Below are 26,937 nucleotides of genomic sequence, written 5' to 3' on the forward strand. Positions count from 1 at the left end.
AACCCGCTCTACGAAACTATCGACCACCTTTTTCTCGCCGGCCTTCTCGAACGCGATGGTGAGCTTGTTGCCGTCGATCTTCACCACCCGGCCGTAGCCGAATTTCTGATGGAACACGCGATCGGCCAGCGTGAAATCCGAAACGGTGCCGGTGGATTTGGCGATCAGTTCGCCCTCGATGGTGACAGGGCCGCGCCTGGCAAAGCCGCTGCCACGCGAGCCCGAAGCATCGTCGCGCGAACCTGAAGTATCGCTGCGCGAACTCGAAAACGGCGACTGGCTTTCATTGAAGCCGCCGCCGGCCTGGCCGCCGCCGCGGCCGCCATTCTGGTTGCGGGCGCGGTTGGCCTGGGCGCGCTGCCAGCCCGGCGTCGAATAGCTGGATCCGAAGGATTCGACATTGTCGAAGCGCGAGGGGCCATACCCGCCTGAGCCGCCCCAGCCAGAGCCGCCTTTCGATTCCGTGATCTCGACATTATGCGCCGGCAGTTCATCGAGAAAGCGCGACGGGATCGTGGTTGACCACGTGCCGTGAATCCGCCGGTTGGTGGCGAAATACAGCTTGGCGCGGCGGCGTGCCCGCGTGATGCCGACATGGGCGAGGCGTCGCTCTTCCTCAAGCCCGGCGCGGCCCTGTTCGTCGAGCGTGCGCTGGCTCGGAAACAGGCCTTCCTCCCAGCCCGGCAGGAACACATTGTCGAACTCCAGCCCCTTGGCCGAATGCAGCGTCATCAGCGACACCGCGTCGTCCTCGGCGCCGCCGTCGCGGTCCATCACCAGCGAGATGTGTTCGAGGAAACCCTGCAGGTTCTCGAACTCCTCCATCGAGCGCACCAGCTCCTTGAGGTTTTCCAGCCGGCCGGCGGCGTCGGCGGAGCGGTCCTTCTGCCACATCTCGGTATAGCCGCTCTCGTCGAGCACGATTTCGGCGAGCTCCGTGTGCGAGGTCACCTCGCGCTGCACGCGCCAGCGGTCGAAGCTGGCGATCAGTCCGCGCAGCGACCCGCGCGCCTTCGGCTTCAGCTCGTCGGTCTCGACCACGGCGCGCGCGGCCTCGAACAGCGGCATGCGGCGCTTGCGGGCGTGGTCGTGCAGCATCTGCACGGTGGCGTCGCCGAGTCCGCGCTTCGGCACGTTGACGATGCGCTCGAAGGCGAGGTCGTCGGCCGGCGAATTGATCACGCGCAAATAGGCCAGCGCATCGCGCACTTCGGCGCGCTCGTAGAAGCGCGGCCCGCCGATCACGCGATAGGGCAGGCCGAGCGTGACAAAACGGTCTTCGAATTCGCGCATCTGGAACGAGGCCCGCACCAGGATCGCGATGTCGTTGAGCTTGTGGCCGTCGCGCTGCAACTGCTCGATTTCCTCGCCTATGGCGCGGGCTTCCTCCTCGGAATCCCAGGAACCGGTGACGGTGACCTTCTCGCCGTCGACGTCCTCGGTTCGCAGCGTCTTGCCGAGCCGGCCTTCATTGTGAGCGATAAGGTGTGAGGCGGCGGCGAGGATGTGGCCGGTGGAGCGGTAGTTGCGTTCCAGCCGGATCACCTTGGCGCCGGGAAAATCGTGCTCGAAGCGCAGGATGTTGTCGACCTCGGCGCCGCGCCAGCCATAGATCGACTGGTCGTCGTCGCCGACGCAGCAGATGTTTTTCGGGGCGGTGAGGGGGGAGGGGGGAGCGTCATTCCGGGGCGCGCCGCCAGGCGCGAACCCGGAATCTCGATCGGGGTATACGCCATCTCCAGATTCCGGGTTCGCGTCTTCGACGCGCCCCGGAATGACGGTGGAGTTGGTTGATCCGGGAATGATGGCCGACAGCGGCGCGCCCGCTCGCGTCGGCGCCTGCGACAATAGCCGCAGCCACAGATACTGTGCGACGTTGGTGTCCTGATATTCGTCGACCAGAATGAACTTGAAACGGTGCTGGTACTGCCGGAGCACATCGGGGTGCTCGCGGAACAGCCGGATGTTCTCCAGCAGGAGATCGCCGAAATCGGCGGCGTTGAGGATTTTCAGGCGTTCCTGATAGAGCGCATAGAGTTTTCCGCCGCGGCCGTTGCCGAACACCGCGGCTTCGCCCGGCGGCACCTGCGACGGCGTCAGCCCGCGATTCTTCCAGCCGTCGATCAGGCCGGCCAGCATCCGCGCCGGCCAGCGCTTGTCGTCGATATTGTCGGCCGCCAGAAGCTGCTTCAGCAGCCGGACCTGGTCATCGACATCGAGCACGGTGAAATTGGATTTCAGCTGCACCAGTTCGGCGTGGGTGCGCAGGATCCGCCCGCCGATCGAGTGGAAGGTGCCGAGCCACGGCATGCCCTCGACGGCCTGGCCGAGCATCTGGCCGAGCCGCAGCTTCATCTCGCGCGCGGCCGTGTTGGTGAAGGTGACGGAGAGGATCTCGCCGGGGCGGGCGCGGCCCATGCTGAGGATATGGGCGATACGGCAGGTCAGAACCTTGGTCTTGCCGGTGCCGGCGCCGGCCAGCACCAGAACCGGTCCGTCCAGCGTTTCCACCGCCTCGCGCTGCTCCGGATTGAGCCCGGCGAGAAATTGCGGGACCGCGCTCGCCCGCGCGCGCGCGGCAATGCCCCCCGCCGCAGGCTGATGCGCGGGGACGTCGTGATGGGGCAGTTTGTTCGGCTCGGTCATATGCGAATCGTGTTCCGCCCACGATGGCACCGCGGGGCCGCGAAGGGGAGCCTTCTTGGCAGGATTGAACGGCATATAGGGTTTTTGCGGTGGATTTGACAGGCTTTATCCCGTCCAAGGATTCCCTGCCAAACCGGGCGATCCTTTTGTCCCAAGCGCCGCATTGTTCCAGGGCCGTGGTCGTGCGCGGACGCCCGAGGTCCCGGGCTTTCGCGCTACTTCGTGGGCATCGCCACCTTGCGGCCGATGCCCTCGGGGCGGGACACCGTGCTGTGAGCCCGGGCCAGCGCGTCGATTCGCGCGCGGATATCGGACGGAAACGGGGCGGTCTTCCGGACATTCATGTCCATGTGGATGGTCATGTTTTCGGAGGTGGCGGACAGCCAGCCCTCGGTGGCGTGGCGCAATTCCTTGAAGGTGTGGAGCCGCTTCTCGTCGGCCGCGACCAGCAGGATCGACACCTGTAGGGGATCGCCGAGGTGAACTTCCCGCAAATAGCGCACATGGCACTCGGCGGTGAAGGTCGAGCAATTGCGCTCCTTCATGTAGCCCGGCCCGATCCCGATCCTGAGCCATAATTCGTCGATCGCCCGGTCGAACATCACGTTGTAATAGGCCATGTTGAGATGGCCGTTGTAGTCGATCCATTGCGGCTCGATCTGCATCACGGAAGCCTCAAATGGCGCGGGCAGCCGCAGCACGTCGTCGCCGTCGTCCATCGTCATCATCGTGCATTCCCGTCGATTCGATCCATGCTCACTTGACCCCTCATATATCCTTTGCCACGGTCCTCTCAAAGCGGGAGGAAATTTGCGTGGCGACAACGATAACCAACCATCCGAAGCGGCCGGAGCCGCAGGCGCTGAAGGGGGCCATCGACGCGCTGGCCGCGCGGTTCGGCAACCGGCTGATCACCTCGCAGGCGGTGCGCGACCAGCACGCCCATACCACGACCTGGCTGGCCTCGCAGCCGCCGGACGCGGTGGTGATGGCGCAGGAAACCCCTGATATCCAGGACGTGGTGCGGATCTGCAGCAAACATGGCGTCCCCGTCATCGCATTCGGCACCGGCACCTCGCTGGAGGGGCAGGTCAACGCGCCGGCGGGCGGGATCTGCGTCGATCTGCGCGACATGAACAAGGTGCTGGCCGTCCATGCCGAGGATCTGGACTGCGTGATCGAGCCCGGCGTCACCCGCAAGGCGCTCAACGAGCACCTGCGCGACCAGGGCGTGTTCTTCCCGATCGATCCCGGCGCCGACGCCTCGCTGGGCGGCATGGCGTCGACGCGCGCCTCCGGCACCAATGCAGTGCGCTACGGCACCATGCGCGACAACGTACTGGCGCTCAAGGTGGTGCGCGGCGACGGCGAGATCATCACCACCGGCACGCGGGCGAAGAAATCCTCCGCCGGTTACGACCTGACGCATCTGTTCGTCGGCGCCGAGGGCACGCTCGGCATCATCTCCGAACTCACGATCAAGCTGCGCGGCATTCCCGAGACCATCGCGGCGGCGGCGTGTTCGTTCGAGACCGTGCGCGGCGCCTGCCAGGCCACCATTCTGGCGATCCAGACCGGCATTCCCGTCGCGCGCATCGAACTGCTCAATGCCGAGCAGGTGCGCGCCTGCAATTCCTATTCGAAACTGACGCTGCCGGAGACGCCGCTGCTGTTGCTCGAATTCCACGGCAGCGAGAACGAGGTCGCCGAGCAATCGAAAAATTTCAGCGAGATCGCCAGGGAATGCGGCGGCGGCGACTTCACCTGGACCACGCGGCCGGAGGATCGTACCAGGCTGTGGCAGGCGCGGCATGACGCCTATTGGTCGGTCAAGGCGCTGCGCCCTGGCGCCGGCGTGGTGGCGACCGATGTCTGCGTGCCGATCTCGCGGCTGGCCGACTGCGTCACCGAAACCGAAGCGGACCTGAAGCGCCTCAACCTGCTGTCGCCGATCGTCGGCCATGTCGGCGACGGCAATTTCCACTGCTCGCTGGTGTGCGACGTCGACAACGCCGAAGAGATGGCGCGCGGCGAGGACTTCATGCACCGGCTGGTCGAGCGCGCCCAGGCGATGGGCGGCACCTGCACCGGCGAGCACGGCATCGGCCAGGGCAAGCAGAAATACCTCGAAGCCGAACTCGGCGTCGAGGCGATCGCGGCCATGCGCGCCGTCAAGGCGGCGCTCGATCCGCAGAACATTTTCAATCCGGGAAAGATATTGCCGGCGGTGTAGCCTCGGGCGTATCGCTCGCCGGTCCAGGACCGCCCGGTGCTCATGTTAGCGGCTGTTCGGGGCGTGTCGATGCGGTGGTTTGGCAAGAACGAACGCAGGGAAATCTGGGACGAGGCGCTGCAGTGGCCGATCGGCGACATCGAGGCCGCGAAAAGGATACGCGAGATCTGCCGTTCCGCATCCGACAGCGCCGAAAAGGTTCGGACCGTTGTCGGTCCGCCGTCGGGACGGAAGGAGAAGCACCACGCCGAACGATATGAACGCGCGGCCCGGGCCGCGATGGAGATCGCGATGAAGATTTCCGACGATCTCATGCGTGATGCTGCGGTCCGTCAGATCGTGGACCTGTGCGTGAGCGCCAACAATCTCAAGACGGCGCGCATCCTGTTTCGTGCGATACAGGCGGCTTCGATCCGGGAAGCGGCGTTCGGCGACCATCCGGCGCTGCGGGAATGAACACGGTTTCCATCAGGGTAGCGTTCGATTGCCGGCGGCATGAAATGCCACCGGCAATCGTGTTTGTCGTCTCGATGTGAATCGTTAGCGTGTGGTGCTGGTGCCCTGCTTCACGGCGCCCGGCTCCGTGGCATCGCCGCGGCTATTGACGGCGGCGCCGGTCGGAGCACCCTGTTCACTGGCTCCGGTGCCGGGCCGCATCATGGCGCCGCTGTTGGCACCCGTCGTAACGCCGACGTTACCGTTGTTGTTCATCGATGCTGCTCCGCCTGCCGAAGTGCCGCTCTTGACGGCTCCAGGACTGGTGCTGGTTCCCATGCTGTCGACGGCGGCGCCGGTCGGAGCGCCTTGCGAACTCGGTTGCTTCATGGCTCCGCTCTGCGCGAGAGCAAAAGTTCCGGTCAGTGCGAGCGCCGAAGCGAGGGCCAACGTTGCGATCTTCATGTTTTCTCTCCGTTGATGATTGTCCCACCAAACCAAGCGAGCAAGCCGTACATCGTTCCTGATTTTTTCGGATGATGCGGCGATCGAACGCATGGAACGGATTGTATCCATTCGCCGGCCGATCGGTTCCTGCGTCGAAACCTGCAACGTGTCGGCGTATTCATGCACGATGCCGCGTACGTCAGATCGTTGGCTGCGCATGGGCGCCAACACCTCAGGACAGCGCGCGAACATCCGAGGCCGCGGGTCAACGCATTGCCCGCGCGTGCCATGCTCGTGCGATGAGGACACGCGGCTTCGTGCGATGGGGACACTGGCGCCTTCGATGAGCCGTCATTGATGGAGGTTTGCTCCGTAGTAGTACGGCCTTCGCCAAGCATCCGCGATCAGCCTTGTGATCAATTTTGCACATAGGGGCTCCGCCTCAGGAGACATATTTGTCACCTGCGCTGGAATAAGTTGCGGCGTCTGATTGCACGCCGCTTTTCGCTTGGAGAAACACCGAACAGGTGTAGCGTTTTCTTTGACGGCATCTCGGTTCGATGCGTCGGCTGGGGAGCGACTCAAGCGAGTTCGATTCATCCCCCCGTCCTCAGCATGAACGACTGGGGGAACCCATGACCAAGACTTGCCTGACCGTTTCGAGTAGACTTTTTCTGGCAGCCCTCGGCCTCGCGGCCGTCGCCCCGAGTTCCGGCCGCGCCCAGGCGCCGCCTTTGGGGACGACCGCAAACTTCGCGGTGCTGTCCAATGCCGGCATCACCAATATCGGCAACACGGTCATTACTGGAACCGCCGCGCTACCGGGGGACCTTGGTAGCGCGACGTCAACCATCGGCGGATTTCCACCGGGAATAGTGACTCCGCCGGGTGTCATCCATGCGATCGGCGACGCGCCCACGCTGACGGCGCTGAACTCCCTGGGGATCGCCTACGACAATCTGGCGGCCAGGAACCCCACGGCGAATCTTTCGGGGCAGAATCTTGGCGGCCTGACGCTGATACCTGGCGTCTATAATTTCGACTCGTCGGCGCAACTGACGGGCACGCTCAACCTCAATGCCCTCGGCAACCCCAACGCCGTGTTCATCTTCAACATCGGCAGCACGCTGACCACCGCCAGCGCCTCGGCCATCACGCTGCTGAACGGTGCGCAGGGCGGTAACGTGTTCTGGAGGGTCGGCAGTTCCGCGACGCTCGGCACCACCACATCCTTTTCAGGCGACATCCTCGCGCAGGCGAGTATCACGCTGAATGCCGGTTCCACCATCACCTGCGGCGCGGCCTGGGCAAGAACCGGCGCGGTAACGCTCTCCGCCAATATCATTACGCTCTGCGATCTCGTCGGCGCCGGTGGGCTCGGACCGATCGGCGCTCCACTGATCGCCTCCCTGCTGCTGCCATCCGCCGCGGCCAATCAGCTCGCTGTCGCCAACGCCATCGATGCCTTCGCCGGCAATGGTGGCATGCTGCCATTGGCCTTCATCAACCTCTTCAACCTGTCGGCCGCGGATCTGGCGAACTCGCTGACGCAGCTGTCCGGCGAAAACAGCACCGGCATCGCGCAGGCCGGCACCCAGGCCATGAACTCCTTCCTGTCGCTGGTGACCAACCCGTTCGCGGACAATCGCGGTCTGTCGCCGGTCAATGCGCCCCCGCGGCCGCCGCTCTACACCAAGGCGCCATTCTACAAGTCCGCCGCCGCGCCGGTCGCCGATCCGCGCCGCTGGAGCGTCTGGGGCGCGGCTTACGGCGGCCAGACCAGCACCGGCGGGAATGCACTGGAAGGAAGCCACGACCGGTCGGCGCGAAGCTACGGCTTTGCCACCGGACTGGACTACCGAGTGACGCCTTACACCGTGGTGGGTTTCGCGCTGGCTGGCGGCAACACCAGTTACGGCCTGTCCGACGGCCTCGGCGGCGGACACAGCGACATGTTCCAGGCGGCGGTCTACAGCATGACGCGGTTTGGCGCCGCCTATGTGTCGGGCGCGCTCGCCTATGGCTGGCATCAGGTGAGGACCGACCGGTTCCTGACCGTGGCGGGCCTCGATCGCCTGACCGCCGGTTTCGCCGCCAACAATGTCGCCGGCCGGATCGAGGGCGGCTATCGCTTCGCCATTCCCGGCGTCTACGGACTGCCGGGATTTGGCTTCACCCCCTACGCCGCATTGCAGATGCAGGCTTTCCGCACGCCGTCCTACAGCGAGACCGCCGTCTCCGGCTCGTCGATGTTCGCGCTGGACTATCAGGCCCACACCACGACCACGATCCGCACCGAACTGGGCGCCTGGGTCGACCGCTCGATGCCGCTGACCTCCTGGGCGGCGTTGTCGCTGCGCGGCCGGGCCGCCTGGGCGCACGACCACTGGTCCGACACCAGCATGACCGCCGGCTTCCAGTCGCTGCCGGGATCAAGCTTCACGGTGATCGGCGCCACACCGGTGAAGGATTCATTGCTGGTCTCGGCGGTCGCGGAGGTCAGCTTCCGGAACGGTATCTCGGTCGCCGGCAAATTCGACACCGAGCAGGCCGCGCATTCGCAGACCTATGTCGGCACCGCACGGCTGCGTTACGCCTGGTAGCATGGCGCAGCCGGTGAGTTGACCGCGCTCTTGACGCCGTCGTTCCGGGATGTTCCGAAGGACCAGACCCGGACACTCGAAATTCCGGGTTCGATGGCATCGGGCCAGCCGAGGGCCTCCCGTTGGCATCGCCCCGGAATGACGAGATAGCGAATGCGGCTTCCCTTTTTCTACGGCTGGGTCATCGTCGCGGTGACGTTCGTCACCATGGCGATCGGCGTCAATGCGCGCACCGCGTTTTCGCTGTTCTTTCCGCCGATCGTCGACGAGTTCGGCTGGGAACGCGGCATCACCGCGGGCGCGTTCTCGTTCGGCTTTGTAGTTTCCGCCGCAGTCAGCCCGCTGATCGGCCGCATGATGGATCGCTTCGGGCCGCGCGGGGTGATGGAAACAGGCGTCGCGCTGATGGCCGCAGGCCTCCTGCTGGCGCCGCTGACGACGCAGCCTTGGCATCTGTATCTGACCATCGGCGTCATGGTCGGCGCCGGCAGCGTCTGTCTCGGCTATTCCGGCCAGTCGCTGTTTCTGCCGAACTGGTTCATCCGCCGGCGCGGCCTCGCCATGGGACTGGCCTTCGCCGGCGTCGGCATCGGCTCCGTCACCTTGCTGCCGTGGGTGCAGCTGATGATCGAGCAGACCGGCTGGCGCACTGCCTGCACCGCGATGGGCATCATGGTGCTGATCGTGCTGGCGCCGATCAATTTGCTGCTGCGCAAGCGGCCGGAGGATATCGGCCTGTTGCCGGACGGCGATGCCGAACCGACGGCGACGTCCGCAAAACCGGTTTCCAACATCGTCGATCCGGTCTGGGCCGGCACCGACTGGACGCTGCGGCGCGCGCTGCGCACCGCGCGCTTCTGGTGGATCTCGCTGGGCTATTTCTGCGGACTGTACGTCTGGTACGCGGTGCAGGTGCACCAGACCAAATATCTGCTCGACATCGGTTTCAGTCCGACCGTCGGGGTCTGGGCCCTGGGCGTGGTCAGCCTGCTCGGCATTCCCGGTCAGATCTGGCTCGGGCACCTGTCGGATCGGGTGGGGCGTGAATGGATCTGGGCGGTGAGCTGCCTCGGCTTTGCGATCTGCTTTGCGGCGCTGATCGCGCTGAAATTCCATCCGACCCTGCTGCTGGTCTACCTGATGATTTTTGCGCAGGGCGCGCTCGGCTACGGCCTGACCTCGATCATGGGCGCGGTGGTGCTGGAGATATTCCAGGGCAAGCAGTATGGCAGCATCTTCGGCACCATCATGCTGGCGGCGCTGGCGGGCGGCGCGGCGGGGCCGTGGTTCACCGGGGTGCTGCACGATCTGACCGGCGATTACACCATCGCTTTCGCGATCGGGATCGCGGTGAGCGTGCTGTCGGCGGTCGCGATCTGGCAGGCGTCGCCGCGCAAGGTGCGCGCCGTTGCCGGCCAAATGCACAAGGCGCACGGCTGAGCCGCCGGAGTTTCGTCAGGTCGACGTAATTCCCATCGCGCGCTGCAGATCGCCGATGGCGCGCAGAAAACTGTCGGCCGGCGTGGTCTCCGGATCGATCAGTCGGTGCAGCCGAAAGCCGTCCTCCATCGCCAGAACGACCGCACCCGTCCACGCCGGATTCAACGCCGGATTCCGTCCGCTGTTCTTCGACGTGGTCTCCACGATATCGGCGATCAGTTTGCGCCGGGCGCGCAGCCGCTTGGCGAGTTCGGGCCGGCGCTTTTCGGCGCGCGCCACGAACAGGATCATTTCCATGTGCAGCAGCGGGGAGCGACCGAGGGGATCCTGCTGGCTGCGGTCCATGGTTTTCAGCGCATCGAGGAAGTCCGCGAGGTTCTTGTGCCTCGCGAGCAGTTCGTGAATCCGCCGGATCGATTGCTCGACGTGATGCTCGAGCATGGCGATGATCAGTTCATCCTTGCTCCTGAAATTCGAATAGAATGCCCCGCGGGTAAAACCGGCCGCCGCTGCTATGGTTTCGATGCTGGCGCCGCCGATGCCCAGTTCCTCGAACACGCGCGCCGCCGCCTCGAACAGCTTTTCGCGGGTGTCGTCCCGGGTCGGTCGTGTTCGGACTCTTGACATCCTTTCATTTTAGGTCAAAATGCAACTCGATACAACAGTGTATCCAATTTCCAATAGGTCCGGATGCAGCCGGGCCGGCCCCGAGGACGCCCATCCGCCCGAATGTGCGGACAATTCAGCGCGACAACGAATTGAGGTCACCATGAACGAGCATGTTCAGACTGCGGCCAGCGCGCCGCTGTTCAATCCGCTGGCGCCGGAATTCATTCGCGATCCCTATCCGCATTATGCGCGGCTGCGCACCACCGATCCGATGCACCTGACGCCGCTCGGCATGTATGTCGCGAGCCGTCACGCCGAAGCGAGCCTGGTGATGCGCGACAAGCGCTTCGGCAAGGATTATCCCGAGCGCACCAAGCGTCGCTATGGCCCCGACATCATGCAGGAGCCGGTATTCCGCAGCTTCAGCCTCACCATGCTGCAGCAGGACCCGCCGGACCACACCCGCCTGCGCGGGCTGGTGGTGAAGGCGTTCACCGCGCGCCGGGTCGAGGACATGCGCCCGCGCATCCAGCAGATCGTCGACGAAACGCTCGATCGGCTGATTCCCCAAGGAAAGATGGAACTGATCGAGGATTTCGCCTTCCGGCTGCCGGTCACCATCATTTGCGACATGCTGGGAATCCCCGAGGAACATCGCGAGCTGTTCTATACCGGTTCGCGCAACAGTGGACGCATCCTGGAGCCGGTGCCGCTGTCGCCGGAAGAGATCAAGCAGGGCAACGCCACCAACGCGATGACCGAAATGTATTTCCAGCAGCTGTTCGAACTGCGGCGGAAGAATCCGGGCGACGACCTGACGACGCAGCTGGTGCAGGCGGAGGAAGACGGCAGCAAGCTTTCCAACGAGGAACTCACCGCCAACATCGTCCTGTTGTTCGGCGCCGGGCACGAGACCACCGTCAACCTGATCGGCAACGGCCTGCTGGCGCTGCATCGCCATCCCGACCAACTGGCGCTGCTCAAGGCCAATCCCGCCCTGATCACCAACGCCGTCGAGGAATTCCTGCGCTACGATTCGTCCGTGCAGATGACAGGCCGGGTGGCGCTGGAAGACATCGACGATCTCGGCGGCAAGAAAATCCCGAAGGGCGAAAGCGTGATCTGCCTGCTGGGTTCCGCGAATCGGGATCCGGCGGTCTATCCCGACCGGCCGGATAGCCTCGACATTACCCGAACAAAAATTCGTCCGCTGTCGTTCGGCGGCGGCATCCATCTCTGCCTCGGCGCCCAACTGGCGCGAATCGAGGCAGAGGTGGCGATCGCGACCCTGCTGCGGCGGCTGCCGGATCTGAAGCTGGATGACGCCGAGAATCCGGAATGGCGGCCGAGTTTCGTGCTGCGCGGCCTCAAGCAGCTGCCCGCCAGCTGGTGACGGCGTCGTGACGGCTTCCTGCGCGGAGCCGCCGCAGGCAATGCTGTGACTTCGCCACGATTGCCTCTATATATGGGCTTGCTCCGGCGTTGAATTCAGCGTGCGGCGGGTGGGCCGTTCCGGGCCGCCATCGCGCCGGGGCGTGCCCAAAGGGAGACGCCGTGCAGACGACGCTGCTCGGACTGGCGATTGCCTTTATCATTGCGCTGGTGGCTGCACTGGTCGGCCCGTATTTCATCGATTGGAACCAGTTCCGGCCGCAATTCGAAGCCGAAGCCACCCGGGTGATCGGCGCGCAGGTCCGCTTCGCCGGCAAACTGGATGCGCGCCTGCTGCCGGCGCCGTCGCTGCATTTGCGCTCGGTGGCGGTCGGCGGCGCCAATGACCTCGGCAAGGTGCGCGCCGACAAACTCGACGTCGAGTTCAGCCTCGGCGCGCTGATGCGCGGCGAATTGCGCGCCACCGAACTGACCATCAACGGCATGGCGCTCGATCTCGGCCTGGATTCGCAAGGCCGCATCGACTGGCCGGCCTCGGCGGGAAAATTCAATCTGGGATCGCTGGCGATCGACCGGCTGAACCTGACCGGCCGGATCGCGCTGCATGATGCGGCAAGCCGCGGCACACTGGAGCTGAACGACATCGCCTTCAGCGGCGATGTGCGCTCTTTGGCCGGCTCGGTGCGCGGCGACGGCAATTTCGTGCTGTCCGGAACGCGCTATCCGTTTCGGGTGTCGTCCGGTCAGACCGCCGACGGCAACGGCACCCGCGTTCGTCTCAACATCGACCCCGCGGCACGGGCAATGTCGGCCGATCTCGAAGGCGTGCTGTCGTTCGAGGCGCGCGCGCCGCGCTTCGATGGCAGCCTGACGCTGGCCGCCCCCCCCGGTCTCAAGACCGGCGGCGATGTTCCCATCGTACCGTGGCGGGTCTCGGCCAGGATCAAGGCCGATCCATCCACCGCGCGGCTGGAGCAGATCGAGGCCGCTTACGGCGCGGAAGACAGTGCGCTCAGGGTAACAGGCGCCGGCGATATTCGCTTCGGCGCATCACCGCTGCTGCGCGCCACGCTGTCGGCCAAGCAGCTCGATGCCGACAAATTTGCAGCCAAGGGCAACGGCGCCGCCGAACCGGTCCGGTTGTTGCCGGGGTTGCGCACGTTGATGGCGGCGATTCCGCAGACCACGCCGATTCCGGCGCAAATCGAGTTCAGTGCCGAGCAGATCATGCTGGGCGGCCGCCCGCTGCAGAATGTTGCCGCAAATCTGCAGGCCGCCGCCAGCTCTTTGAGCGCTCAGGTCTGGACAATCGAACGGCTGGAATTCCGGGCGCCGGGCGCGACCCACGTGACCCTGAACGGTTCGAACGCCCAAGCCGGCAGTTTCACGGGCGCGCTCGGCGTGGATTCCTCCGATCCGGATGCGCTGGTAACCTGGCTGCAGGGCCGTGGCGAGGTGGTCTATCGCAGTCAGAAGCCGCTGCGGTTGCGCGGCGACCTGACCGTGGCGCCGGATCGCGTGGCGATCGAAGCCATGAAGGCCGAGATCGACGGCGGCGCCGTCGAAGGGCGGGTCGAGGTTGCAACGGCCGGCGGTTCGCGGATCGATGCCGAATTGAAGGCGGAACGTCTCGACCTCGATGCCGCGATGGCCCTGGCGCGTTCGCTGGCGGGGCCACAGGCCGAATGGCCTGACGAGGCGCAGCTCACGCTCGATATCGGCCGCGCCATATCGGCCGGCCAGGAACTGCGGCCGCTGATGGCGAAGGTCGGCTACGGTCCGGAATCGTTCGCGCTGGACCAGTTGACGATCGGGCAGGCCGGCAGCGTGATGATGGAAGGCGCGGGGAGTTTCGATCGCGTCCATACGTCGGGAAAACTGTCGCTGAATGCGAGCGCCGCGTCGCTCGGCCAGATCACCGCCCTGATCGCGCCGCTGGCACCGGCTCTGGCGGCGCGGATCAATGCGATGGGCGTGAGGCCCGGCCCGGCACACCTCAAACTGTCGCTCGACCTCGACAAGGCCGCGCAGCAGGCCGATCTCGCCAGCGCGCGCGCCGTTTTCGATCTGGATGCGCCCGACCTCAAGGGTGTGGTCACGATCGCGGCAAAGCCCGTCATCACGGCACTCCAAAGCATCGATCTGGCGGCGCTCGGGCGCAGCGAGTTCAGTGTCGAATCAAGGCTGTCATCGGGGCAGGGGGGGCCGCTGCTGGCGGCGCTGGGGCTCGATCGCGCAATCGCGGCGGGCGAGGGTCCGGCGCAATTCGACGGTTCGGTGACGGGCACGTGGCGCGCGCCGCTGCGGCTGAAAGTGAAGATGTCGGGAACGAGCCTCGACGCCGAGGCGGAAGGCACAGCCGAGCCGTGGGCGGCCGAGCCGAAGGCCAACGTCAATCTCAAGGTTCGCCGCGTCGATCTCGGGCCGCTGCTGGAGCTCAAGGCATCGGATACGCTGGCGCGGAATATCGGGCTGTCGTCGCGCGTCTCGCTCACGGGCAACCGGCTGGCCTTCGACGATCTGGACAGCGCGATAGCGGGTTCGCGGCTGCGCGGCCGCTTGGCGCTGGTTCTCGGTGACGAGAAGAACGTCGAGGGCGAGATTGGTCTCGACGCGCTGGATCTCGGGCCGGCCTTTGCGCTTGCCATTGGAGCCGCAGGGCACGATGCCGCCGAACCGCTCGGTTCCGGACTCGCGAAGGGCTGGCGTGGCCGCATCGCATTTCAGGCGCTGCGCGGCACCCTGCCGGGCGGCGGCGAACTGCGACCGGTCAGCGGTGTCCTCAAGGGTGACGGGCAGTCGCTGAGCTTCGAAGCGATTACCGGCGGCATCGGCGGCGGCGAAGCCAGCGCCAGTATCGACGCCAGGCAGACCGGCAACGGCATAGCATTGAATGCCCGGGTTCAGTTCACCGGCGTCGAAGGGGAGGCGCTGCGCTATCGCGGGTTGAGGATGCCGGCCGGCCGCGCCTCGATGCAGATGACGCTGGCCAGCCAGGGCCGCAGCGCCTCGGCGCTCACCGGCGCCTTGTCCGGAAGCGGAACGGTGACGCTGGAAACCGCTGCCATTGCCGGGCTCGATCCACGCGCCTTCGACGCCGCGATCCGCGCCAGCGACAGCGGACAGGCGGGCGACGACGTCAAGCTGCGGCAGATCGTCGAACGGGCGTTGTCGGGTGGCGCGCTGTCGGTCAAGTCGGCGCAGATTCCTTTCAGCATCGGGGACGGCCGGATCCGCATCGGTGCGACCAAGCTCGATGCCGAAGGCGCGCGCGCCATCGTGTCGGGCGGCTACGATATTCCCGCCGACCAGGCCGACATCCGCGCCAGCCTCGCTTCGACCGCGGCAGGCTCGGCGAGCAGCAGCCCGGAGATCCAGCTGTTCGCCGCTGGTCCGCCCGATGCGCTTGATCGGTCCATCGACGTCGCCGCACTGTCGTCCTGGCTGGCGGTGCGGGCGATCGACCGCGAAACCCGACGGCTCGATGCGATCGAGCGCGGCGAGCCGCCGCCGTTTTCAGCGTCGCTTCCGCCGGCGGCCACGGCGCCTTCGGGGGCGCCGGAGGCCGTGCTGCCCGGCCTTCCAGCTTCCGAGGTGCCGATTCCCGGTCGCGATCCGCGCCGGGCTGCGCCCAAGGCCAAGGCCGCCATTCCGGCTGCACCGATCCCGCCGGCGCCTGGTGCGGCAACTCCTGCCGTACGGGCTCCCGTTGCGCCGATTCCCGGTGCGGCGAGTTCGGGCGCTGCAAGTCCGAATGCTCCCGTTGTGAGCCAGCAGGCGGCACCGCTGCCGCCGCCGATCGAGATCAAGCCGGCGCCTGGCTCCACGATTGCGAGGCCGCCGCGGTTGCGGCCGCCGCTGGTGCTGACGCCGCAGCCATAGCGGCCGCCTGGGCCTTGCGTTACCTCAATCCCGGTGCGAGTCAGTCCGTTATGAAGGTCTCCTGGCAGAGAGACGCACATGACCAGGCGCATCGCAATCATCCAGGGGCATCCAGACCCGGCGGGTCACCGCCTGTTGCATGCGATGGCCGACGCCTATGCCGAAGCCGCAATTGCAACAGGGCACGAGGTTCGTCGCATCGAAGTCGGCAAACTGGAGTTTTCACTGCTGCGTACCCAGGCTGATTTCGAAACCGGAACGATGCCGGAGGCGCTGGTGCAAGCCTCCGAGGACATGCGCTGGGCCGAGCACTGGGTGTTCTTGTTTCCGCTTTGGCATGGAACCATGCCGGCGCTGTTGAAGGGCTTTCTCGAACATATTTTCAGGCCCGGTTTTGCCATGGCGTACAACACGGGAGGCTTTCCGAAGCGACTGCTCGCCGGCCGTTCGGCCCGCATCGTGGTGACCATGGGGATGCCGGTCCTGCTCTATCGCTGGTACTTTGGTGGCTACGGATTGCGCGCCTTCGAGCGCAGCATGCTGAGCTTCGCTGGAATAAGACCGATCCGCGAGAGTCTTTTCGGGCTAAGCCTTGCCGACGAAAACAAGAGGGCGCGCTGGATCGCGGACATGCGCAGACACGGCGGTCGCGGCGACTGACGGTTAAAGCGCGAAGCAGCCGGTGCTTGCGGGGCTGCGCGCAGGAGAATGAACGGATTGGATCGCATTTAAACGAATTTTTAGCGATAATACTTATTCGCGGACTTTACCGAAAACTCGCGTTTGCCGCGTATGGTTCTTACCTGCGCAAATCGTTGCGCGTGTTTTCGACCCAAGGTCTGAGGAAAATGATTGGGGCCAAGTCGTTTCTGAGGGATCTCGACCACGCGGTGTCGCGGGGAACCGCCGAGAGCCGCACCCGCGCGTTGTGGCATACCACCGATCTGATGATCACCGGCCGTTACAGCGATGACGAAATCTGGACCTTCGGCGAGGTCATCGGACGGCTCGCGGACGAGATCGAAGTGGCGGCCCGTGCCCAGCTGGCGCGGCGGCTGGCCCGCTTCGACAATGCCCCGGTCAATATCATCCACAAGCTCGCGTTCGACGACGAGATCGATGTCGCCGGCCCGGTCCTGCAGGATTCCGAAAAGCTGGAACCTTACGCACTGGTCGCCAACGTCTGTACCAAGAGCCAGACCCATCTGCTCGCGATCTCGAAGCGGGGGTCGCTCGAGGAGACCGTCACCGACTTGCTGGTGACCCGCGGCAACCAGGCGGTCGTCAACTCCGTGGCCACCAACAGCGGCGCGCGTTTCTCGGATTTCGGCTTCCTGCACATGATCCAGCGCGCCGAAGGCGATTCCATTCTCGCCGAGCAGCTCGGTCTGCGTAAGGACATTCCCAGGCATATTTTCCAGCAGCTGATCGCCAAGGCGTCGGAAGACGTCAGAAAGCGGCTGGAGAACGAGCGGCCGGCCATGGTCGACCAGATCAAGTCCACGATGTCGGACGTTGCGGGCGAGCTGCAATCCAAATTCGGCCCGGTATCGCGCAGCTATTTCGTCGCCAAGCGTCTGGTGACGACGCAGCATCGCCAGGGCAATCTGAACGAGAACAGCCTATCGCTGTACGCCAGGTCGCATAAGCTCGATGAGGTTACGATCGGACTGTCCCTGCTGTGTTCCCTGCCGGGCGACGTGATCGAGCGCGCCGTGCTGGACAAGAACCGTGAAACCCTGCTGATCCTGGCCAAGGCCCTCGACTTCTCGTGGGAGACCACAATGGCGTTGCTGTTTCTCGGCGCCAAGGATCATCGCATTACCGGTTCGGAGCTGAGGGAGCTCGAAACCGAATTCCGTCGTCTCAACGCCAGAACATCGCGCAGCGTTCTGGAATTCTATCAGTCGCGCAGGAATGCCGGAGATACCGATGCGGGCCCCAGGCGGCAGCCTGAGCTTGTGGCGCGATGAGCCGGCGATCGAAAAAGGCTGGGGATTATCGGCGATGAACGAACCCTCATTCGGAACCGCCTCACGCGATCGTCTCGGCATGGCTGCCGGTGAGCCGAGGTCAGACGTTTCCTCGACGGAGATGGCATGGCTCGTTCTCGACGCCGCCAACGATCTCGGCGACCAGCAGGCCGTCGAGGCATGTCGCCGCGTGATCGATGCGAACCTCAAAGGCAGGGCCGCTCCGCCATCCGACGTTCACCTGGTTGTCGATTATTTCAGGTGATGTGAGGTCGGCTGCGCGGGCAAGCCGTCCGGCGCCGCGGGTTTTACGAATCCCCCGCGATGATGCATCATCGATTATGGACTCGCTCGCGGCGGTTTTTCGTGAGGTCGGCGCTCCCCTCTCGATCGAGCGCATCATGCTGGATCCTCCGGGACCCAGCGAGGTGCTGGTGCGCGTTGGCGCCGTGGGCCTTTGCCGCACCGATTATCATGTCATGCGCGGCGAGCGCCGGGTCGCGATGCGGCCGATGGTGCTTGGCCACGAGGCCGCGGGCGTCGTCGAAAGAACCGGCGACGCGGTCGGTGGCATCCGGCCCGGCGATCACGTCGTTCTGACCTTCATCCCGGGCTGCGGAAAATGCCACTGGTGCCGGCGCGGGCTGCACCATTTGTGCGCCGAGGGCGCGCGCATCACGCAGGGACCGCAACTCGACGGCAGTTTCCGCCGACGGGACCGCGACGGCGTCGCGGTTGGCGCCTTCTGCATGATCGGCGCCTTTGCCGAACGCGCCGTCGTCGATCAGGCGTCCGTCGTCGTGATCGGCAAGGACATTCCGTTCGATCTCGCCAGCCTCGTCGCCTGCGGCGTGCCGGCCGGGGTCGGCGCCGCGCGACAGCGGGCGCGGGTACAGCCCGGCGAAAGCGTGCTGGTGGTTGGCTGCGGCGGCGACGGTATGAACGTGGTCCAGGGCGCGCGGCTGTGCGGCGCCGCCACGATCATCGCCGCCGATCTCGTGCCCGCAAAACTCGAATGGGCGCGCGAATTCGGCGCGACGCATGGCGTCAATGCGGAAGGCGATGCGCTGATCCGCGCGGTGCACGAGCTGACCGGCGGAATCGGCGTCGATCATGCCTTTGTCTGCATCGATCCGCCCTCGACATTCCTTCCGGCGTTCCGCGCCACCGCCAGGGGCGGCAACGTCGTGGTCACCGCGCTGACGCCGGACACCGTGACGGAAATCAGGATTCCGCCGCTCGAACTGTTCGTCAGCCAGAAGGCCATCATGGGCGCGGTGTACGGCTTTGCCAGTCCACGCCTGCAGATTCCCGAACTGCTGGCGCTATACCGCACGGGTGATCTGAAACTGCGCGAACTGATCACGCGCACCTACCGCCTCGACGACATCAACCGCGGCTATGCCGATCTCGAGGCAGGCAGGAATCTGCGCGGCGTCGTGGTGTTCGATGATTGAACTCGCGCAAGCGACGCGGCTGGCAGGCGGCGATTGCCGGAGGCTTTCCGTTCAACGCCCGATCGATCGCAACACCTGATCATGGCTCGGCACCATCAGGACTCCGCAGGAGGCGGATTTGCATCCTTGGCCATTTCCGCCGCCAGCAGTCTCAACAGCTCGGCGTGCCGAACTTTATCGTCCGACACGTTGGTCTCGGCGAGCAATCGTCGAAAATGTGCCAGGTTTTGCTGATGCACGAAACGCTCCATCTTGCCTCCGCGGAGTGAGTGGGCGAGAACGGCACCATGCTCCGATGCAGGGATGCTGTCGAGGGTTCGTTAGGGGCCGGTGACAATTCGTCTTGCATCTCGCTGAACCACCTGACCGATGACGGCAACTACTCGCCGACAGATCGAAAGCGAACGTGGACGGTGTTCTCGGTCCTCAGTTTGCAATCACTTCGGCGCCAATAGGTTCATTTGGGGAAATCGCCAGCGCTGGCGGAATCCGGGGGAACCGCAGGTCGGCCGAATGTCATAACCATCTACGTCGGCTCGCTGAGCGGCGTTCGAAACGCGCAATGTTCCGTCGCTATGCCCGCTAGCGGGAATACATCTGGCCGTTCCCATTGTTACCCTTGAAAAAAGCGAATCATCACGAGTCACGCAAAGCCAGTCGTCGACGCGTTCTGGGCGTTGGGAACGCAGCCATGAAACGCGGTCTTATTGTCGACGACGATCCGCTGATTTGCTTTACGCTTGTCTCGAGGCAAGTGTATGCGCAGTGGCGATTGTCGATCGCGGAGAAACCGGCCTGAATGCACTGGAAAGTGCGTCGTTCGACTGGATGATCGTCGATATGCGACGCGATGTCTGCGTAAACCCTTCAAACCCCTCAACCCTGCTGGGTGTCATCAACGTGTGCCTGAGCGAATTCGGATTACAGCGGAGTGCGCTCATTGCCTGACAGATCCGAAGGCCGTATCGCGGAATGCACCGATACGAGATTGCTCCGCGCCGTCGTTGAGTGTGCCGCTGACGGCATCATCCTGATCGATAGCCGTGGCAGCGTGCTCATGTTCAACGCCGCTTGCGAAACGCTGTTCAAATATTCGGCCGGCGAGGTGATCGGTCAGAACGTCAAGATGCTGATGCCGGCGCCGTATCGCGACGAGCACGATCGTTACCTCGATAATTTCCACCGGACCGGCGAACGAAAGATCATCGGAATCGGCCGTGAGGTGCTCGGGCAGCGCAAGGATGGCACGACGTTCCCGATGGATCTCGCGGTGGGCGAAGCCAAGCAGGACGACGGTTCGATTTTTGTCGGGATCATCCACGATCTCACCGAGCGCGAAAGGGTCGGACGGGAACTGCGCGAAAGCTCGGCCCGTCTCAGGGCGGTGGTCGAGACCGCTGTCGACGGGGTCATCCTGATCGACGCCCGCGGCCGTATTCTGATGTTCAATCCCGCCTGTGAAAGGCTGTTCCAGTACCGCGTCGACGAAGTCATTCATAAAAACGTCAAGCTGCTGATGCCGCCGTCATACAGTGCGGAGCACGACAGTTACATTCGGAATTTTGTCGAAACGGGAAATCGCAAGATCATCGGAATCGGCCGGGAGGTCATTGGCCAGCGCAAGGACGGATCGACCTTTCCGATGGATCTGTCGGTCGGCGAAGCCAAGCAGGATGGCGAAGCCATCTTCGTCGGGATCGTCCACGATCTCACCGAGCGCAAGCGGACCGAGGAACAGCTCGTTCAGGCCCAGAAAATGGAGACGGTCGGACAACTGTCGGGTGGTATCGCCCATGATTTCAACAACCTTCTGACCGTGATCCTGGGCAACGCGGAGCTGCTCAGCGAGAACCTGAAATCGCGGCAGGATTTGAAGCAACTCGCCGACGATATCGGCAGGGCCGGTGACCGCGGCGCCGAACTGACCCAACGGCTGCTGGCGTTCGGCCGCCGCCAGATTCTCGTTCCTGTCGAAATCGAGTGCAACGATCTGCTGGATTCGATGCACAAACTGCTGCGCCGTACGCTGCGCGAGGATATCGATATCAGGACGGACTTCGATCCCGGTATTCCACCGGCCTTTGCCGACCCCGCCCAGCTGGAATCCGCGGTGCTCAATATCGCGCTGAATGCACAGGATGCGATGCCTGCGGGCGGCCGTCTCACTATCTCGACGGCCAATGCATCCCTCGACGATCACTACAAGAGCCTCCACCCGGAGGTGCTGGCGGGAGAATATGTTCTGGTCTCCATTACGGACGACGGCGAGGGGATACCGAAGGAGGTGATCGAGCGGGTGTTCGAGCCATTCTTCACGACCAAGGAGGTCGGCAAGGGCAGCGGGCTCGGGCTCAGCATGGTCTACGGCTTTGTGAAGCAGTCGAACGGTCACGTCTCGATCTACAGTGAACCCGGTCTTGGGACGACGATACGAATCTATTTGCCGCAAGGGAGCACCAAGTCGATGCGGACGCGGGTCCTGAGCCCGGCTGACGACGAGCCGCTTCCGGGAGGCGTCGAGACGGTGATGGTCGTCGAGGACGATCCTTTCGTTCGCTCCTACGCCGTCTTGAGACTGCAGGGCCTTGGATATTCGGTGGTGGCTGCCGTCGACGGCGCCGACGCGTTGCAGAAACTCAGGGCCGGCGTCCACGTCGATATCCTGTTCACCGACATCGTGATGCCGGGCGGCATCAACGGCTGGGAACTGGTTGACCTAGCCAGGCAGCTGCGGCCGGGATTGCCGGTTCTCCTCACCTCAGGTTACGCATTGGAAACCCTGGCCAGGCACGGCCGGCTGCGCGCCGGCGCTATCGTTCTCACCAAGCCCTATCGCAAGGCGGATCTCGCCCGCCGGTTGCGCGAGGTCGTCAGTGTATCACAACTGCTGTCACGGTCCCTCGCGCAGACTTCTGCCGGGCCAATGACGGAGGACGAAAAGACAAGCCGTGGATAGCCAGGAGGATCGTCAAAGCCTGATCTCCCGCTCGACGCCGATGGCCTGCAGAAAATTTCGATCGTGGCTCACCGCGATCAGTGCTCCGTCAAACCCCGTCAGCGCGGTCTCCAGTACCTCGATCGATGCCAGGTCGAGGTGATTGGTCGGTTCGTCCAGCATCAAGAGCAGGGGCGGTTGCCGCCTTGCGAAGACGCAGGCCAGGCCGGCTCGCAGCCGCTCGCCGCCGCTCAGCGTGGCCGTGATCCGTAATGCGGCCGTGTTGCGGAATGCGAAGCGGGCGAGCGCGGCGTAGGCTTCGTTGTCGGTCAGGTCGGGATTGAGGCGACGCAGATTGTCGAGGATGCTCTCGCTTGAGTCGAGCAGGCCGGCATGCTGGTCCAGCACGGCGACGCGATCGGTCTGGCGGCGTACGTTTCCCGTCGTGGGCTCGATCTCTCCCGAGATCAGGCGAAGCAAGGTGGTCTTGCCCGACCCGTTGGCGCCACCGACGGCGATGCGCTCGGGTCCGCGCACCTCGAACGACAGCGGGCCGAACAGCCGCCGTGCGCCATGCACCATCACCACGTCGCTGAAGGCGACGAGATCGCGACCACGGGGCAGGGACGTCTTGGGCAGTTCGATTGAAAGCGGCGCAAGTATCTCCACGCGGGCCCGGGCTTGCTCCAGGACTTCGGCACGATCGCCGATCAAGCGGTCGGCGAGATGGCCCTCGCGCGCGCCGCTGCTCTCTGCGCGCTGTTTCGCGGCGTCGAGGAAGAGTTTGGGCGTGCCGCCTTTGGCGCGCGCGGCGCGGCCGGCCTTGTCGCGACGCGCCTTCTTCTCCGTCGCTTCCTGAGCCGCGCGTTCAGCGTTGCGCAGGGCATCGGTGGCCCGACTGAGTTCGGCGGCAGCACGATTCCGAGCGGCGTCCTGGGCTGCTGCGAATGCCGGCCAGGCGCCGCCGAATATGGTGACGCCGACAGGAGTCAGCTCGACGATGCGGTCGACGTGCTGCAGCAATGCGCGATCGTGGCTGGCGACCAGCACGCCGCCGCGCCAGCGCCCGAGCAGTTCGGCGAGCGCCTGCCGGCCATCGGCATCGAGGTTGTTGGTGGGCTCGTCCAGCAGCAGCACGTCCGGCGCCTCGATCAGCAGGCGCGCCAGCGTCACGCGGGTGCGTTCGCCACCGCTCAACGTCGCCAGCCGTCGATCCCCAGGCAAAGCGGGCAGGCCGGTTTCGGCCAATGCCGCGTCGAGCCGTGTCCCCAGGGACCAGTCGGCCTCGGCGGCGTCGTCAAGCGAGCCGGTGCCGCTTTCGAGGCGGCGCAGCCGGGCCAGATCGTCCGCGACGCCGAGCGCCTCGGCGACCGTCAGGCTGTCGTCGGCGATTTGCGCGAGCGTGCCGATCGAGCCCGAACGCTGCACCGATCCGCCGGCGGGTTCGATCTCTCCCGATATGACGCGCAGCAGCGTGGACTTGCCGCAGCCGTTGCGGCCGACGACGCCGATCCGTTCGGATCCCAGCGCGAGCGTCAGCCCGTGGCATAAAGCGCGACCGTCAGGGGTGGCGAGGGAAATGGAATCCAGAGTGAGGAACGCGGGCATGGAGAGCTTCCGAAATGGACAAGGGGCGCGAACCGATTTGCGCAGCGATGTCCATTGCAGCCTCCATCAGCGTTGTCAGGATCGGTCCCTTATATGTTTCCGGTGGTTTCCGCGCAAGGGAACCAGACGTCCGCCGAATCCGCTTGCCACCTCAGCCGGCGCCAAGGGCCATGGCGATATTGTAGGTCGCAAAACTCGCGGCATAGGCCAGCGCGAACATGTAGCCGAAAGTGACCCACATCCACGTCCAGCTGCCGGTCTCGCGCCGGATCACCGCCAGCGTCGAGGCGCATTGCGGCGCGAAGATGAACCAGGCCAGCAGCGACAGCGCGGTGGCCAGACTCCATTTCGTCGCCAGCACCGCGCCGATCTGCTCGGCGGCTTCCTTGCCGCCCTCAATGGCATAGACGGTGCCGAGGGCCGCGACGGCGACTTCGCGCGCCGCCATGCCCGGGATCAGCGCCACCGCGATCTGCCAGTTGAAGCCGAGCGGGGCCAGCAAGGGCTCCAGCGCCTTGCCGATCATGGCGGCGAGGCTGTAGTTGATGGCGGGGCCGGTCGCGCCGTCCGGCGGCTGCGGGAACGAGGCCAGAAACCATATCAGCACCATCATTGAGAAGATCGTGGTGCCGGCGCGCTGCAGGAACATCCTGGCGCGGGTGTAGACGCCGATCGCGATGCTGCGCGGGCGGGGCATCTTGTAGTCGGGTAATTCCAGCATGAACGGCGCCGGCGTGTAGTCGCGCCACATGAAGAATTTGATCAGGCTCGACACGCCGAGTGCGCTGGCGATACCCGCCACATAGAGGCCGAACATCACGAGGCCCTGCAAATTGACCAGCCCCCAAACCTGCTGGGCGGGGATGAAGGCGGAAATGATCAGTGTGTAGACCGGGATCCGCGCCGAACAGGTCATCAGCGGCGCGATCAGGATGGTGGTCAGCCTGTCGCGGCGGTTGTCGATCACCCGGGTCGCCATGATGCCGGGGATGGCGCAGGCGAAACTCGACAGCAGCGGAATGAAGGCGCGGCCGTGCAGGCCGGCGCCGCCCATGATGCGGTCCATCAGGAAAGCCGCGCGCGCCATGTAGCCGAAATCTTCCAGCAGCAGGATGAACAGGAAGATGATGACGATCTGCGGCAGGAACACGAGGACGCTGCCGACGCCGGAGATCACGCCGTTCTGCAGAAAGCTCTGCACCAGGCCCGCCGGCAGGGTGTCCTGCACCAGGTCCCCGAGGGCGCCGAAGGTCGTGGCCAGCAGTTCCATCAGCGGCGTCGCCCAGGCGAATACCGCCTGGAACATCACGAACAGGATCAGCGCCAGGATGGCGAGCCCCGCCACCGGGTGCAGCACCACGGCGTCGATCCGCGCGGTCCAGGTGTCGGGCCTGGTCGGCAGGCTGATGCTGGCCGCGATGATGCGATCGGCCTCGCGCTGGGTGGCTCGCAACTGCGCGACCGTGAGCGGTTGCCACAGATTCGGCTGCACGGGCTGCGGGGCCTTCGCCGCGAGGATCTCGTCGGTCCGGCGCAGCAGTTCGGCGGTGCCGCCCTTGCGCACCGCGATCGAGGTGACGACGGGAATGCCGAGCGTCTCGGACAGAAGCGGCACGTCCACGGTGACGCCACGGCGGGTGGCGATGTCGAACATGTTGAGCACCAGCATCAGCGGCCGGCCGGTGCGCTTGAGTTCGAGCAGGAGGCGGATCGTCAGCCGCAGATTGGTGGAATCTGCGACGCAGAGCACCAGATCGGGCAGGGCCTCGCCGGGGGTGCGGCCGAGCACGATATCGCGGGTGATTTCCTCATCCGGGCTGCGGCCGCGCAGCGAATAGGTGCCCGGCAGGTCGACCAGCGACAGCTGCCGGCCGCTCGGCGTGACGAACGAGCCTTCCTTGCGTTCCACCGTGACGCCCGGATAGTTCGCAACCTTCTGTCGGCTGCCGGTCAGCGCATTGAACAGCGAGGTCTTGCCGCTGTTCGGCGTACCGACCAGCGCAAGATGCATCAGCGGAGCTTCCATGGATCAGTTTCCGGTCAGGTCAGGCGACAATGATGGCCATGGCCTCGCGCCGGCGCACCGCGATCGTGACGTTCTCGACGCGGACCGCGATCGGATCGCGGCCGACGATGCCCTCGTGCAGCACCGTGACCCTGGCGCCTTCGACGAAGCCGAGCTCGATCAACCGGCATTCGAGTTCATCGGCCGAAAGCGCCGAGCCGGCATCGCCGGCAGCGAGATGTTGAATCACGCCCGAGAAGCCGCATTCGGCCAGTCCGAGCGGCAAATTCGGACGCGTGTCGATTGGATCAGTCATGGCTTGTATTTTCAACCGGCGGCGGGTCGGTCAAGCTTGGTCGTCGAGATGCGACGGCTTCTTAGAGCGATTGTAAGGTACCCGCGCCCGTCCGGCCCGGACTCCCCCGCAACCACGAAGTCCGGAACGTGCCCCCCCCCTTCTATACCCAGCACAGCGACGGGTATCGACAGTCCGGCGATTCAAATATTTAATGCCCGCTTGGCCTCGCCGCCGCGCGACCTGATCGCCGGCCCGGAACAGGGAGTCCAACGGTGCAACGGAAGCTGGTATTTGCCGTTCCCGGCGCTGGATTTGTCGATCAGGTGGCGGGCTCGGCAACGCCACTGATAGCGGCCTGCAGGCCGACGATCCGGCATGTGCCGGGATGAAGCGTCTGCTCAGGGAACCGCTGCTGCATTTTCTGTTGCTGGGAGCGGTGCTGTTCGCGGCTCACGGGGCTCTGTCGCGGGGCGGGTCCGGCGAGCCGGGCAGGATTGTGGTCACGCAGGGCCAGATCGACAGCTTGGCGAAGTTGTTCGCGCGTGCCCGGCAACGGGCGCCGTCGGACGCGGAACTTGCAGAACTCGTCCGCGGCCACGTCCGCGAAGAGGTGTTTTACCGCGAGGGCCTTGCGCTGGGTCTGGATCGGGACGATCCGATCATCCGGCGGCGGGTGGCGCAAAAACTGGAATTCGTCACCGAGGCCCCCGACTCGGTCGAGCCCGATGACAGGGCGCTGCAGGCGTATCTCGATAGGCACCCCGGGCTGTTTGCGGTCGAGCCGAAATTCTCCTTCCGTCACATCTACCTCGACCCGAAGCGGCATGAAAAAACGCTGGCGGCCGACGCAGAACGAATGCTCAGGGAATTGAACAGTCCGGCAAGCGGCATCAATCCGGCCGGCCTCGGCGACCCCACCACGCTGCCGCTCGCGTTCGACGGCGCTTCGGCGAGCGACATCAAGAACAGTCTCG

Annotated in this window: 21 protein-coding genes; 12 read left to right on the plus strand and 9 right to left on the minus strand. The window is 64.9% G+C overall.

Annotation, left to right across the window (positions count from 1 at the left end; genetic code table 11):
• Positions 1–2,646 (minus strand): ATP-dependent helicase (locus tag Q8R73_RS01805; RefSeq protein WP_305717842.1); only part of this gene is annotated, 2,646 nt, incomplete at its 3' end.
• Positions 2,647–2,861: 215 nt separating this feature from the next.
• On the minus strand, positions 2,862–3,374 hold the full coding sequence (locus Q8R73_RS01810) for a thioesterase family protein (protein ID WP_371126000.1): 513 nt from the start codon (positions 3,372–3,374) through the stop codon (positions 2,862–2,864).
• A gap of 86 nt (positions 3,375–3,460) precedes the next feature.
• Between Q8R73_RS01810 and Q8R73_RS01815 the strand changes: the two genes are divergently transcribed.
• A complete protein-coding gene (locus Q8R73_RS01815; RefSeq protein WP_305717843.1) occupies positions 3,461–4,879 on the plus strand; it encodes an FAD-binding oxidoreductase in 1,419 nt (472 codons plus the stop codon).
• Between the two features lie 69 nt (positions 4,880–4,948).
• A complete protein-coding gene (locus tag Q8R73_RS01820) occupies positions 4,949–5,335 on the plus strand; it encodes a hypothetical protein (protein WP_305717844.1) in 387 nt (128 codons plus the stop codon).
• 84 nt (positions 5,336–5,419) lie between these two features.
• Here the strand turns inward: Q8R73_RS01820 and Q8R73_RS01825 are convergent, their stop codons facing one another.
• Positions 5,420–5,980, minus strand: coding sequence for a hypothetical protein (locus tag Q8R73_RS01825; protein WP_305717845.1), 561 nt, complete (start codon positions 5,978–5,980; stop codon positions 5,420–5,422).
• Between the two features lie 416 nt (positions 5,981–6,396).
• Here Q8R73_RS01825 and Q8R73_RS01830 point away from each other — a divergent pair, with 416 nt between their 5' ends.
• Together Q8R73_RS01830 and Q8R73_RS01835 are read left to right on the plus strand one after the other, a co-directional pair.
• Positions 6,397–8,364: an ice-binding family protein gene (locus Q8R73_RS01830; RefSeq protein WP_305717846.1), complete on the plus strand. Its 1,968-nt coding sequence runs from the start codon at positions 6,397–6,399 to the stop codon at positions 8,362–8,364.
• A gap of 153 nt (positions 8,365–8,517) precedes the next feature.
• Entirely contained in the window at positions 8,518–9,804 is a 1,287-nt protein-coding gene (locus Q8R73_RS01835; RefSeq protein ID WP_305717847.1) for an MFS transporter, read from the plus strand.
• A 15-nt stretch (positions 9,805–9,819) separates the two neighbouring features.
• Here Q8R73_RS01835 and Q8R73_RS01840 read toward each other — a convergent pair whose 3' ends face one another.
• Positions 9,820–10,431: a TetR/AcrR family transcriptional regulator gene (locus Q8R73_RS01840; protein WP_305717848.1), complete on the minus strand. Its 612-nt coding sequence runs from the start codon at positions 10,429–10,431 to the stop codon at positions 9,820–9,822.
• A gap of 142 nt (positions 10,432–10,573) precedes the next feature.
• On the opposite strand from Q8R73_RS01840, the gene Q8R73_RS01845 reads away from it, so the two are divergent.
• The 4 genes from Q8R73_RS01845 (at position 10,574) to Q8R73_RS01860 (ending at position 17,660) form a co-directional block, all read left to right on the plus strand.
• Positions 10,574–11,806 (plus strand): cytochrome P450, encoded by a 1,233-nt coding sequence (locus tag Q8R73_RS01845; RefSeq protein WP_305717849.1) that lies wholly within the window; start codon positions 10,574–10,576, stop codon positions 11,804–11,806.
• Positions 11,807–11,967: 161 nt separating this feature from the next.
• A complete protein-coding gene (locus tag Q8R73_RS01850) occupies positions 11,968–15,687 on the plus strand; it encodes an AsmA-like C-terminal region-containing protein (RefSeq protein ID WP_305717850.1) in 3,720 nt (1,239 codons plus the stop codon).
• 78 nt (positions 15,688–15,765) lie between these two features.
• Positions 15,766–16,347 (plus strand): NAD(P)H-dependent oxidoreductase, encoded by a 582-nt coding sequence (locus Q8R73_RS01855; protein WP_305717851.1) that lies wholly within the window; start codon positions 15,766–15,768, stop codon positions 16,345–16,347.
• 188 nt (positions 16,348–16,535) lie between these two features.
• Positions 16,536–17,660 carry a DUF2336 domain-containing protein gene (locus Q8R73_RS01860; RefSeq protein ID WP_305717852.1) on the plus strand — a complete coding sequence of 375 codons (1,125 nt, stop codon included), beginning with the start codon at positions 16,536–16,538 and terminating at the stop codon, positions 17,658–17,660.
• Positions 17,661–17,760: 100 nt separating this feature from the next.
• Here Q8R73_RS01860 and Q8R73_RS26010 read toward each other — a convergent pair whose 3' ends face one another.
• Positions 17,761–18,063: a hypothetical protein gene (locus tag Q8R73_RS26010; RefSeq protein ID WP_371126001.1), complete on the minus strand. Its 303-nt coding sequence runs from the start codon at positions 18,061–18,063 to the stop codon at positions 17,761–17,763.
• Here Q8R73_RS26010 and Q8R73_RS01870 point away from each other — a divergent pair.
• The gene (locus Q8R73_RS01870; RefSeq protein ID WP_305717853.1) at positions 18,062–19,117 is read left to right on the plus strand and encodes a Zn-dependent alcohol dehydrogenase; all 1,056 of its coding nucleotides are present in this window, start codon (positions 18,062–18,064) and stop codon (positions 19,115–19,117) included. The genes Q8R73_RS26010 and Q8R73_RS01870 overlap by 2 nt on opposite strands.
• 95 nt (positions 19,118–19,212) lie before the next feature.
• On the opposite strand, the gene Q8R73_RS01875 is transcribed toward Q8R73_RS01870, so the two are convergent.
• Entirely contained in the window at positions 19,213–19,368 is a 156-nt protein-coding gene (locus Q8R73_RS01875; RefSeq protein WP_305717854.1) for a hypothetical protein, read from the minus strand.
• A gap of 514 nt (positions 19,369–19,882) precedes the next feature.
• Here Q8R73_RS01875 and Q8R73_RS01880 point away from each other — a divergent pair.
• Positions 19,883–20,065 (plus strand): hypothetical protein, encoded by a 183-nt coding sequence (locus Q8R73_RS01880; RefSeq protein WP_305717855.1) that lies wholly within the window; start codon positions 19,883–19,885, stop codon positions 20,063–20,065.
• Positions 20,058–22,073 (plus strand): PAS domain-containing sensor histidine kinase, encoded by a 2,016-nt coding sequence (locus Q8R73_RS01885; RefSeq protein ID WP_305717856.1) that lies wholly within the window; start codon positions 20,058–20,060, stop codon positions 22,071–22,073. The genes Q8R73_RS01880 and Q8R73_RS01885 overlap by 8 nt, the downstream gene beginning before the upstream one ends.
• A 12-nt stretch (positions 22,074–22,085) precedes the next feature.
• Here the strand turns inward: Q8R73_RS01885 and Q8R73_RS01890 are convergent, their stop codons facing one another.
• The 3 genes from Q8R73_RS01890 to Q8R73_RS01900 form a co-directional block, all read right to left on the minus strand.
• Positions 22,086–23,660, minus strand: coding sequence for an ABC-F family ATP-binding cassette domain-containing protein (locus Q8R73_RS01890; protein WP_305717857.1), 1,575 nt, complete (start codon positions 23,658–23,660; stop codon positions 22,086–22,088).
• A gap of 151 nt (positions 23,661–23,811) precedes the next feature.
• Positions 23,812–25,686: a ferrous iron transporter B gene (locus Q8R73_RS01895; RefSeq protein WP_305717858.1), complete on the minus strand. Its 1,875-nt coding sequence runs from the start codon at positions 25,684–25,686 to the stop codon at positions 23,812–23,814.
• A 19-nt stretch (positions 25,687–25,705) separates the two neighbouring features.
• Positions 25,706–25,981: a FeoA family protein gene (locus Q8R73_RS01900; RefSeq protein WP_305717859.1), complete on the minus strand. Its 276-nt coding sequence runs from the start codon at positions 25,979–25,981 to the stop codon at positions 25,706–25,708.
• A 367-nt stretch (positions 25,982–26,348) separates the two neighbouring features.
• Between Q8R73_RS01900 and Q8R73_RS01905 the strand changes: the two genes are divergently transcribed.
• The coding region (locus Q8R73_RS01905) for a peptidyl-prolyl cis-trans isomerase (RefSeq protein WP_305717860.1) at positions 26,349–26,937 on the plus strand (589 nt) is incomplete at its 3' end.

The organism is Bradyrhizobium sp. (genome assembly GCF_030697065.1).
Taxonomy (GTDB): domain Bacteria; phylum Pseudomonadota; class Alphaproteobacteria; order Rhizobiales; family Xanthobacteraceae; genus Bradyrhizobium.

What these genes read in the sequence shown, in the direction of transcription:
- Q8R73_RS01895 (WP_305717858.1), bottom strand. Translation starts at nt 25,686, where the DNA reads ATGGAAGCTCCGCTGATGCATCTTGCGCTGGTCGGTACGCCGAACAGC.
- Q8R73_RS01900 (WP_305717859.1), bottom strand. Translation starts at nt 25,981, where the DNA reads ATGACTGATCCAATCGACACGCGTCCGAATTTGCCGCTCGGACTGGCC.
- Q8R73_RS01870 (WP_305717853.1), top strand. Translation starts at nt 18,062, where the DNA reads ATGCTGGATCCTCCGGGACCCAGCGAGGTGCTGGTGCGCGTTGGCGCC.
- Q8R73_RS26010 (WP_371126001.1), bottom strand. Translation starts at nt 18,063, where the DNA reads ATGATGCGCTCGATCGAGAGGGGAGCGCCGACCTCACGAAAAACCGCC.
- Q8R73_RS01830 (WP_305717846.1), top strand. Translation starts at nt 6,397, where the DNA reads ATGACCAAGACTTGCCTGACCGTTTCGAGTAGACTTTTTCTGGCAGCC.
- Q8R73_RS01860 (WP_305717852.1), top strand. Translation starts at nt 16,536, where the DNA reads ATGATTGGGGCCAAGTCGTTTCTGAGGGATCTCGACCACGCGGTGTCG.
- Q8R73_RS01845 (WP_305717849.1), top strand. Translation starts at nt 10,574, where the DNA reads ATGAACGAGCATGTTCAGACTGCGGCCAGCGCGCCGCTGTTCAATCCG.
- Q8R73_RS01820 (WP_305717844.1), top strand. Translation starts at nt 4,949, where the DNA reads ATGCGGTGGTTTGGCAAGAACGAACGCAGGGAAATCTGGGACGAGGCG.
- Q8R73_RS01810 (WP_371126000.1), bottom strand. Translation starts at nt 3,374, where the DNA reads ATGATGACGATGGACGACGGCGACGACGTGCTGCGGCTGCCCGCGCCA.
- Q8R73_RS01890 (WP_305717857.1), bottom strand. Translation starts at nt 23,660, where the DNA reads ATGCCCGCGTTCCTCACTCTGGATTCCATTTCCCTCGCCACCCCTGAC.
- Q8R73_RS01855 (WP_305717851.1), top strand. Translation starts at nt 15,766, where the DNA reads ATGACCAGGCGCATCGCAATCATCCAGGGGCATCCAGACCCGGCGGGT.
- Q8R73_RS01875 (WP_305717854.1), bottom strand. Translation starts at nt 19,368, where the DNA reads ATGGAGCGTTTCGTGCATCAGCAAAACCTGGCACATTTTCGACGATTG.
- Q8R73_RS01835 (WP_305717847.1), top strand. Translation starts at nt 8,518, where the DNA reads ATGCGGCTTCCCTTTTTCTACGGCTGGGTCATCGTCGCGGTGACGTTC.
- Q8R73_RS01825 (WP_305717845.1), bottom strand. Translation starts at nt 5,980, where the DNA reads ATGCGCAGCCAACGATCTGACGTACGCGGCATCGTGCATGAATACGCC.
- Q8R73_RS01840 (WP_305717848.1), bottom strand. Translation starts at nt 10,431, where the DNA reads ATGTCAAGAGTCCGAACACGACCGACCCGGGACGACACCCGCGAAAAG.